Genomic DNA, 11,149 nt, shown 5'->3' with positions numbered 1-11,149 from the left:
AAATGAAAATATTTATAATGAAGAAAAAAGTATTAAATCTAATAAAAACTGCATTTCTAACCTTAGTTTTAGTAAGCTGTAGCAATGATTTTTTAGAATTAGAACCAACAGATGCCATATCTGAAAAAGAAGTTTTTGATTCTTATGTGACTGCCAATTCAGCATTAATGGGAGCTTATGACCAATTAAGTGGTTTTAATTTTGGTGGTCTTTACAACCCTATTATGGCTGACATTATGGGTGAAGATGTGATGATTAATTCAGTAGATAACTGGAATTGGTTTATTCCCGTTTATCAAATGACGTTATTACCAAACTATGTATATATTGATTCGCCTTGGTGGGCTGGATTTAAATTAATTTATGATGCCAACAGCATTATTAATAATTCCATTTATATTCCAGATGCAACACCTGAACAAATAACAAATTTAGTAGGACAAGCTCAGGTATTACGTGCATATGCTATGTTAAAGTTAGCTCAAATGTACAGTCCTGCTTATGCTAAAAACCCTGAAGCTCCATCTATATTACTTAACACAGGTACAGATGATCTTTATTCAGGTTTTGAGCGCGCAACATTAAGTGAAGTTTATGCTCAAATTGAAAGCGATTTAATAGCTGCAGCAAGCCAGCTTGAAGAAAATAACGACAAAGGCTTTTTCGATGGCCGTGCAGCAAACGCTCTTTTAGCCAGATTGTATTTAGACATGGGTGAATGGGAAAAGTCAAGAGACCACGCAAAATTAGCTTCAGAAAGTTTAACATTAATGAGTTTAAACGATATGTTTGCTGGTTTTAGTACTAGAAATTCAGAAACTATTTACTCCATTGCTTTTACGCAAGAAGACAATAATACATACCTATCATTACCTTCATTTTATTGGCCTGTTGGTGGGTATAGCTCAATGCGTGCAAATAACAATTTTGTAAGTGAATTTTCTGCGGCAGATGCTAGAAAATCTTTCTTTCTAAAATACGATGAAATTGACCCAGACAGATACATTATTGTTAAGTTTGGACATAATAATTCTGTAGGAAATGCTGAAAGAATTTGTATTCGTGCTTCTGAAATGCTTTTAATAGAAGCTGAATGTGAAGCTGAATTAGGCAACTATTCTGAAGCTCAAAATGCTTTATACGAAATTCAAAGAAGATCAAATCCTGGAGTTTCAAAAAGTACTGCAACCGACCAAGCTTTAATTGACGAAGTTTTACTAGAAAGAAGAAAAGAATTATTTGGTGAAGGCTTTAGATGGCAAGATATTAAAAGAAGACAATTGCCTTTTATTAGAACTGGAGATCATTGGGTTACTTATTCATTTACAGCACAAGATCCTGATTATTTTAGATTAACATTTCCTATACCACAATCTGAAATTGATGCAAACCCTGCATTATCTAATTCAGATCAAAATATTGGGTACTAATACATATTAGAAGATGCTAAAAAATATAGTAATAAAATTTAAAAACACTAAAGAAATACTAAGTTGGAGTATATTACTTCTAACTATAGTATTTCTTATAAATGCCTGTTCTAAAGATGACGACGAGCCTTTGCAATTATTTCCAAATGCTGGCCCTAGCTTTATAGATATAGAGAATGATGGATATGTTGTACAGTTAAATGCTGTACCCGTTAAAGAGCCACTTACTGGTACTTGGCGTATTTATAATGGAGAAAATGGTTCTTTTGAAAATGTTAATGATCCAAAGTCTAAATTCTATGGTGAGCCTGGAGAATCTTACACTTTAGGTTGGGAAATTGGCAATGGGAATGATTATGGGGCAGCTAGTATCACGGTATCTTTTGTGCCTCTAAATCCGGTTATTATAGCACCTACCTCTACTATTGACACCCTAACAAATAATGTATCTGCATATCTAAAAGCAGAAGAACCAAAGTTTGGAGCAACAGGTAAATGGGAAATTGTGAACGGAACCAATGGTAGAATTGAAAATAGCGACAATTTTAAAGCCGAATTTATTGGTAAGGAAAAATCTGACTATAAATTACAATGGACATTAAGTTATGGTTCAAAAGCTGTTTCAACGGAAGTTTCTTTTGTTACTGATGTGTTAAATGCTGATGCAGGACCAGATCAGTTAGATGTAAAAAACCTAAAAGAAGAAACCGATAAATACTTTTCTCTAGAAGCTTATTTACCTGCAGGAGCAACTGCTGTATGGGAAATAGTTGAGAATAAATCTTCAGCAACTATTTACGATACAAACAACCCTAATTCATTAATAAAAGGAATTGAAGATACAACCTACACACTTAAATGGAAGGTTGAATTAGACGAATACACTTCAATAGATAGCGTAGCCATTAGATTTAGAGGCAAGTGGGGTGTTTGGAAAGACAGTAGAGACAATCAAACCTATAAATTTGCTGAAATAAATGGGTTGGAGTGGATGTCTGAAAACTACAATTATGCTGCAGATCCTGGTAATGGTTCTTGGTATTATGGACACGCTTATAGAGCTGTTATTGAAGAGGGTTATCCTTTAGAAACCCCTGATGATCGTAAAAAATATGGTCGTGTTTACACTTATTTAACAGCAGCAGATTATGCACCTGAAGGATGGAGATTACCTACAGGTGAAGAAATGTATAATTTAATTGTTTCACAAGGAGGAACATTATATGCTAAAGACAAATTAACAACTGGAGGAAAAACCGGGTTTGACCTCAATTACCCAGGGTATTTAGAGTTCTCTAGTTTTAGTGATCCAGCTTTTAGAAATGTATTTAGAGGACAAGACAAAACAGCATTATACTGGACAAACGATTACAACGAATTTAACGGTGCTGCTGTTGCTATTGCGACTTCAATTAATGGTGAATCTATAGATTCAACAGTGTTGTTTGAAAGTTATTATGCATTACCTGTACGTTATGTCAGAGAAATTCAAAATTAATGGTTCATATTGTGTGATTCTAAAATGAAAAAAATGAAAAAATTTAAAATATACATGCTTCTTATATTGGGTATTCTTCACTTTAGTGTTTCGAATGCACAAGTTGAAAGCAATCCTGAAGATGATATTGTAAAAGGTAAAATCAGGTTAAAATTTAAGCAAGAGTCGCTTAACCAAGCCAAAAGTGTAAAGGTTACAGAACTAAAAAAAGATACCAAAGAAGTTGGTCTACAAAATATAGATAAGGTTAGTAACCAAATTGGGATTACTAAAATAAAAAGAGTGTTTCCTTTCTCTCCTAAATTTGAGGCTAAGCATCGCAAATATGGACTTCATTTATGGTATGAAGTAGAGTTTGATACAAATAAGTCGGCGAAAGAAGTTATGCACCAATATGAAGGTTTAGCTGAAATAGAAATTATAAAACCTATTTATAAAAAAACCAGAATAGACGCTAACAAAAAACCCGTTGTTTATAAACCTGAATCAGTAAATAATTTAAATAGTATAGCAGCTTTTGAAGCAAATGATCCTTATATAACAGATCAATGGCATTACGAAAGTGATGGACGCTTTGGTGAATTTAGTTCAGACATCGATTTATTTGATGCTTGGGAAACAACTACAGGGAGCTCAGATATTATTATTGCAATTGTAGATCAAGGTGTTGACTTTAACCACGAAGATCTTAAAGATAATATGTGGGTAAATGAAGCTGAATTAAATGGTGAAGAAGGTGTTGATGATGATCAAAATGGGTATATAGACGATATTTACGGAACAAACTTTAACGTTCCTGGAGCTATTACTCCAGGAGATCACGGTACACACGTTGCCGGAACTGTAGGTGCCGTAGGAAATAATGGCATTGGTGTTGCTGGTGTTGCTGGAGGTGACGGCTCTGGAAATGGTGTTAAATTAATGTCAACACAAGTGTTTGATGCTCGTTCAAACGATGGTATTAATTTTGCAGAAGCTATTGTTTACGGGGCCGATAACGGTGCTGTAATTTCTCAAAACTCTTGGGGATACAATAGAGCAGATTATTACGAACCTGAAGTATTAGATGCTATTCGATATTTTATTGCAGAAGCAGGTCAATATCCTGGAAGCCCTATGAAAGGTGGAATACTTTTCTTTGCAACAGGAAACAACGGACTTGAAGTTACCAGATATCCAGGTGCGTTTGATGAAGTTGTAGCTGTTACTGCAACCGGACCAACGGGCTTACCTGCTCCTTATACAAATTTTGGTGACTGGGTAGATATTGCTGCTCCAGGTGGTGATTCAACAAATTTTGGTGAAGAAGGTGGTATTTTAAGTACCCTTACAGGAGACCAATATGGTTATATGGAAGGAACTTCAATGGCTTGCCCTCATGTATCAGGTGTTGCTGCATTGATAATTTCTAAAAGTGGAAATGAAAATCTTACTCCAGATGATTTAAGAAGAATCATTTTGAATTCTGCATCTCCATTAAGATTTCAACATAACAGTAAATACGGTAAAGGAATTTTAAATGCATCAAGAGCACTTGTTGATGATAATAGAATCCCTCCTAACCCTATAACAGATTTAATAGCTAGTGAAACTTTCCACAATGAAATACGTTTAGCATGGACTGTTCCAGATGATGAAGACGGTTTTAGCCCAAGTTACTATTATTTAGCTATAGGTGAAGAACCTATTACAGCAACTAACTTTGAAAACCAAGGTCTTTTCTTAGTTGAAAATAATATTGAATCAGGTAAAACTTTCAACTTAAATATTGGTGGACTCATTAAAGAAACCGAGTACTGGTTTGCTGTAAAAGCATTAGATCAGTTTGAAAACATCTCTGATACCTCTAACATTCTTGCTGTTACCACCTCTAGCGAGCCTCATTTTATGGCTTCTACAAGAAGTATTGATGTAACTATTGATATAAATAATGATGCATTGGCTAATATTCCAATCACATTTTCAAATATTTCAGAAGGTATTATTTATTGGGAAAGTTTAATTTCAAACGAGACCTACTTCAGAAGTATTGATGAAACTACAACTGCTTCAAAAATAAATTACAAATCGGCACTTTCAAATCCAAATACTGACAATACCGATTTAGGAACTCCCTTTGAAGCTGTAAGATATTTAACGGATGCTGAATTAGCAGGAAGTTCAATATTGGCAAATGAACATTGGGAAAATGATAGCCCAGAATTTATAGCTGGACTATCTTATGAAAATGGCACACCTCCAGCATTCTTAGCCGGTTCAGGTAATACCAATGCAGGATTAATCATGGGAACACGATTTGATATTCCTTATGATTATTCTTTTAATTTAACACATCTTGAAGTTGCATTGTTGCCTGAAACTAATGAGTTTCCTATAACTATAGAAATTAGAAAAGGGTCTAGAAATGATATGACTAAAGCGGTAACAGTCTACCAACAAGAATACTATCCTGATGTGGCTAATGAATTAAAGTATTATAGAATACCAATTTATAAGCCTCAAAAATTTCAAGATAACGAATCGTTTTGGGTAGTATTTAATTTCCCTAAAGAGATGCTTAATCCACAGCTTATGCAATTTGGTGGTGGCGAATATAATGAACGATTTATTGTATCTCGAGATAATGGTAGAACTTATATTCAGGCTAGAGATTTATTATTCAGACCTGCTTTTCCAATGCTTAGAGTATTTAGTACAGGTGAAAATGGTTCTTTTGTTTTTCTAGATCCTAATAATGGTGAAATTCAGGAAACCTCAGAACAAAATGTTGATATTACGGTTGATGCTAATAATTTAACAAATGGAAATCATTTGGCGTCTATTGGTATTTTAACCAATGATATTCATAAACCGGTTGTGAACATTGAATTAAAGCTTAAAGTAGAAGGACAGGTAGCTGTTGTTGATAATACAGCATTGCATGAGTATGAAGCTTTTACTAACGTTGAAAACAATCTAGAGTTCGAAGTACAAAATACCGGTTTAGCTGATTTTGAAGTATATGGATATACCATTCAAGCTGCCGGAAATACTGAGGTGTATGCAGATACCTTGGTTGTAAAACCATCAGATTTAGCTACAGTTCCTTTCAAATATACGCCAAGTGTAGAGGGTGTAATTAATGATAAAGTAACCCTAAATACAAACATTGGAAATTTACCATTTTCAATACGTATAATTAGTGAGCAAGGTCCAAGCATTGGATTAAGCTTGTCATCCTCAAATATCGAAGTAAATTATGATTCTAAAAGACAAGTATCGTTATCCATAACAAATAGTGGTCCCGGAGCAGCTTTAGATTACGACCTAAGTCATTATAGCATTGCAAATAAGAATTTAGGCTTAATGGATCAGAAGTTCAATTATGCGATGAGTTCTTCATTAGATATTGATGGTCCAGAGGCAAATTTATGGGATGATATTTCAGATTTTGGAACCGTAATTTATAGAGAAAATTTAAGAAATGCTATTCCTTTAGGAATGAAATTTCCGTTCTTTAATCAAATCATGGAATCATTAAATGTTGAATTATATGGAGCTATTCGATTGTTTGATTACAGAGCTTTAGTACCCTTAATTATCAAGGGAGAACCTTTAAATGTAACGCGATTTTATTATCATGCTTATGGCGATAGAACGGTTTTATCATTAGAGTGTAATTTAATGAAAAACGCTTCAAAGGGCTATGCTCATTATGGTCAAACAGTAGAATTTCAGATCGTATTGTTCAAGGATGGCGCTATCGAGTATCGTTACAAAGATGTAAATGATGTTACACCAGATAAAGATTATACCATTTATTTACAAGGTATATTAACGGAAGATAAACTGGTTTTTAGAGATTATGGGGATACCCTTGAATTATCAAACGGACTTGTTGTTAGGTTCACACCAGATCGTTCTGTTTCCATGATTGGCGAAACAAATAAATTAGACGGTACAATACTAAGTGGTAATACCGATAATGTAAATCTAAACATTGAGCCTAAGGCCTATGGAATAACAGCAGGGACTTATAATGATACTATTGTATTGTATAATAATACTGCCTCAAAGTTTAGTAAAATTCCGTTAGTTATAAATGTATTAGGGACACCAGAAGTAAAAGTTAATGATTCATTACATTTTAAAGAACCTGTATTTATTGGAACATCTAAAACTAAGTATTTAAAGGTTGAAAATACAGGAGGTGATGCCATTAATGTTACTTCGTTGTCAACTAATTTATCACAATTTTCGATAGATACATCGTTATTCCCAATTCGTTTGAAAGGGGCCGCAAATGTGATGTTACCAGTAACGTTTACTCCTGTAAATTCCAACGAATTAGTTGGGAATATAACAGTTGGTTTCGAAGATGGTTCTATTCAACAAGCAGTTTTAAGAGCTAAAGGTATTGAAGATGCCCAGTACACGCACAATTTGCCGCTTCCTATTACTGTTAACTTAGTTGGAGGAGAAACAACTTCTCTACCTTTTTATATTACGAATACCAGTAATTCTTTAGAACTTGACTATGTGTTTAGAAATAGCACTTTTACATCGGTAGCTAATGAAACTACTGGAAAAGCCATTGGAGAGAACAGTCGTAAAGCAACCGAAGACTATGGTTATGCTTGGGAATTAAGCGATTCTTTAAAAGTTTTCCATAAATGGGACGCACTAGATATAAATGAGGGGAGATTAGAACTTGAAGTAAACAAATATACATCTATAGATTTACCATTTGAGTTTCCATTCTATGGGGAATATTATAATACTATTTGGATTTCTACCAATGGTTATATTTCTGTAAAAGAGCCAAAAAATCAACCTGTAGAGCCTGATTTTATTATTGGTGATGATTTTAATGGGATTATAGCTCCATTATGGACCAATTTAATTCTTCAAGAAACAGGGGATGGTTTAAATTACAGATTAGAAGACGATAAACTTATTGTACAATGGAATGATTTAGCGGCACAAAACGCTAGTTTAAACCCTGGTGCTTTAACGTTTCAGGTAGAAATTAATTCAAACGGATATATTAAATTTCATTACAAGAATATTGAAACTTTTGGTGGATTAATAAAGTATGGAATAAAAAGTCCAGACGGAACTGAATTTCTTGATGAAGCTAGGTCACTAATTATCAGTTGGGCTAATATAAAAGATAATACATCCTATATTATTGCACCGCCACAGGTTGGAAATATTGCTCTTCAACAATCAGAAGCTTTAAATTTAACTGTTTCTGCAGAAGATATTTATTATCCAGGTACATACCAAGATACTATCAGTATTGTATCGAATAGTGATAATCAAAAAACTTTAGATATTCCAGTTGAAATAAAAGTAACAGGTTCACCTAAAATGGCTGTTACCGATACTATAAAATGGGATGATGTAATTTTTAGAGAGAGCCTTACACTTCAAAATACCATTCAAATCACAAACGGAGGCTATAATATTTTAGAGTTAACACAAATAGCTTCTGAAGGCTTAGATGGATTTAACCTGTATGATGATGCGGGTAATAAAATTATAAGAAGCAGTTCGGGTATTTTACTTAATAGTTTACTTATTAAGCCTTGGGAAACGTTCACGTTAACTGCAGAAATGTCAGTTTTGACAAACCAAAATCAGGCTGGTAAAATAATTTATACTGGTAATACTGGAACAAATGAAACTATTGTTGAAGCAACCATTGTAGATTCGCCTGTGTTTAGTTGGGATGCCGAAGATCAGGAGTATACACTTCCGAGTATTCAAAAAGAGGTATATGCATTTAATGTTGAAAATAAGGGAGAATCAAAATTGTTCTATAAATTATCACCTGCAACAATGCCTGAGGTATCTCCAACCCCAACAGAGCCCTACATTTCAGAAATAGAGGGAACGTACGATTTTCAGAAACGGGTAACAATAGACTCATTAGCTATAGAAACAAAAGAGGTGGGTGATGGTGTATTAACGCCGTTTGCTATAGGAGCTAATCTAGCATTTGCCAATCGTTTTACGGCTCCAGCAGGAGGTTTCAGTTTAACGCATATCAGAGCATATACCTATTTAGATAAATTGGAAGAAATTGTTAATGTGATGGTTTATAAAGGTGGTGATTTACCTCAAGATGGGGAAAAACTTTATGAGCAACAATTTGTTATAAGTGAAAATGTAGATCAGGAATGGGTTTACTTTCCTTTAGAAAAACCATTTTTTATACCGGAAGGAGAAGTTTTTTATATCATCATGACGCATCCTGTTACTAATAAATATATGGGATTTGATAATTCTGAAGATGAATCAATTCTACAACACAGTTTTTCAGGTGTATATCAAGGTAAAGATAATTATTATTGGTGGGGTAATTATGTACAGAGTATGCGTGTAATATGGAAAATCAGACCTTTAACCGCATCAGGTAAAAACAAATGGTTAACCTTAGACAAGTATGAAGGTGAATTATTAGGGGGAGAATCTTTAGCCATTAATGCTTCCATAGACCCGGCAATTGCAGGAAAGGGACAACATATAGGTAAAATTATTGCAACCTCGAACGATATTAATAATCAGAAAGAGGAAATTACAATAACTTTAAATGTAAATGGTGGTCCAGAATTAAATTTCTACCCGAATATTTATAAAGATACTTTAAGTATTGTTGAAACAGAAACTAAAGTATTCAATTATTTATTCGAAGATCCTGAAGGTGAAGAAATAACTATTTCTATGGACGAAACTATAAAAGGTATTGAGTATGAATTGTCTCAAACAAGTTCAAGTACAGCACAAGTAACAGTAAATACCGATTATGAAAGTGAAGGTTATTATAAAATCCCTGTGGAATTAAAAGATGCTATAGGTAATGTAAAGAAGGATACCATATCAATTGAAGTACTTGAAAAAAACCGAGCTCCTGTATTTAATACAAAATACGAGATTATTACGCTTAATATGGCAGCTTCTAATAAAACGGTAACTATTGATCCGTTTGATATGTTTAAAGATCCAGATGGAGATCCAATACAAGTACTAGCAGGTAATTACAGTCCAGATATTGTAGATATGGCATTGGGTAGTAGCTTTATCAACTTAAACCCTCTAAAAGTAGGAACTGGCCAACTGGTATTTGGAGCAGATGATGGAAAAGAAGGTGGATTTGTAATATATTTAGTATACGTAAATGTAATAGATGATTCTGAGGCTGCAGATGGTGTTTTAGATGGAGTTTTTAACAGAATTGGGTTTGGCGAATTAGAAATCCCAGCAATTTTTGCTCCTAATCCAGTTGTAAATGATGTTGCTAAAATTTATTACAAGTTAGATGAGCCTGCAAATGTAAGTGTTAAACTATACAATTCGTATGGTCAATTGCAATATGCTACAAGTAAAGACAACGTTGCTGTTGGTGAACATGTTGAAACAATGTCTTTTGAAAAATTTGTACCAGGACTTTACATCTGTGTTTTAAATGCGAATGACAAAGCTTATAAAAGTTTTAAAATCATTATAAAATAATACCTTATAAAAAATGTCAGGGTAAATTAATCACCCTGACATTTTTTAAAAATTGAAAACTTAAATAACAAAATTACATTTCATTTATGTCTTGGGAGAATTTAAAAATAGTGAGAAATATGATGAATCATGATATAATTTCATCTGATGAATTGAACGAGGAAGAATTTGAAATTACTAGTGCCGAAGCCAAACATTGTGATGGTGTAAACAAGATTATAGGTGAATTAACAATTACCAATAAACGTATAATCTTCTCTGCAAAATCAAGAGAAGATATCTCTTTAGGCTTGGATGAAATTGAGTTGGTTAAATCTAATAAACCTATTTTTTCTATGAAGGATAAACTTACCATTGTAGGTAAAAAGAAAGAAAATATATTTAAATTAAACTATTCTGAAGATTGGGTTTCGTTAATTGAACAATTATTAAAAACTAATTCAAAAGACTTAGAATAAAACTGATTTTTAATAAAAAATTATCCTTAAATAATTCAATAATTTTCTTTTATAGATTCTTAACTAATAATAACCAAACTATATAAACCCTGTAAACAAATTTGTTTACAGGGTTTTATTTATTAAATAAATTTAGGCGTATCCTAGCTGTTATTCCGAAAATAGGACATCAAGTGTCGGCATTTTAAATCAAATCTATATTTATAGTATCTTTGGCATAATTCATGTAATACCATGTTGTAAATTAAAAAATTAAAAAATTATGA

Annotated in this window: 4 protein-coding genes; all 4 read left to right on the top strand. The window is 33.1% G+C overall.

The features are described 5' to 3' along the window. Positions 1–17 precede the first annotated feature (17 nt). The 4 genes from CHB67_RS14975 to CHB67_RS14960 all read left to right on the top strand — a co-directional run bounded on the left by CHB67_RS14975 (position 18) and on the right by CHB67_RS14960 (position 10,883). Positions 18–1,430, top strand: a complete 1,413-nt coding sequence (locus CHB67_RS14975) for a RagB/SusD family nutrient uptake outer membrane protein (protein ID WP_176461298.1) — start codon at positions 18–20, stop codon at positions 1,428–1,430. A 13-nt stretch (positions 1,431–1,443) separates the two neighbouring features. Beyond that, positions 1,444–2,928, top strand: a complete 1,485-nt coding sequence (locus tag CHB67_RS14970) for an FISUMP domain-containing protein (protein ID WP_089382607.1) — start codon at positions 1,444–1,446, stop codon at positions 2,926–2,928. A gap of 33 nt (positions 2,929–2,961) precedes the next feature. Further along, the gene (locus CHB67_RS14965; RefSeq protein ID WP_176461297.1) at positions 2,962–10,425 is read left to right on the top strand and encodes a S8 family serine peptidase; all 7,464 of its coding nucleotides are present in this window, start codon (positions 2,962–2,964) and stop codon (positions 10,423–10,425) included. Positions 10,426–10,544: 119 nt separating this feature from the next. After that, positions 10,545–10,883, top strand: a complete 339-nt coding sequence (locus CHB67_RS14960) for a hypothetical protein (protein ID WP_141119732.1) — start codon at positions 10,545–10,547, stop codon at positions 10,881–10,883. The last annotated feature ends 266 nt before the right edge of the window (positions 10,884–11,149 follow it).

The organism is Lutibacter agarilyticus, assembly GCF_900188235.1.
In the GTDB taxonomy this organism is placed as follows: domain Bacteria; phylum Bacteroidota; class Bacteroidia; order Flavobacteriales; family Flavobacteriaceae; genus Lutibacter; species Lutibacter agarilyticus.
Note: the sequence above shows the minus strand (reverse complement) of the source record. Positions and strands in the feature narration are given on the sequence as shown.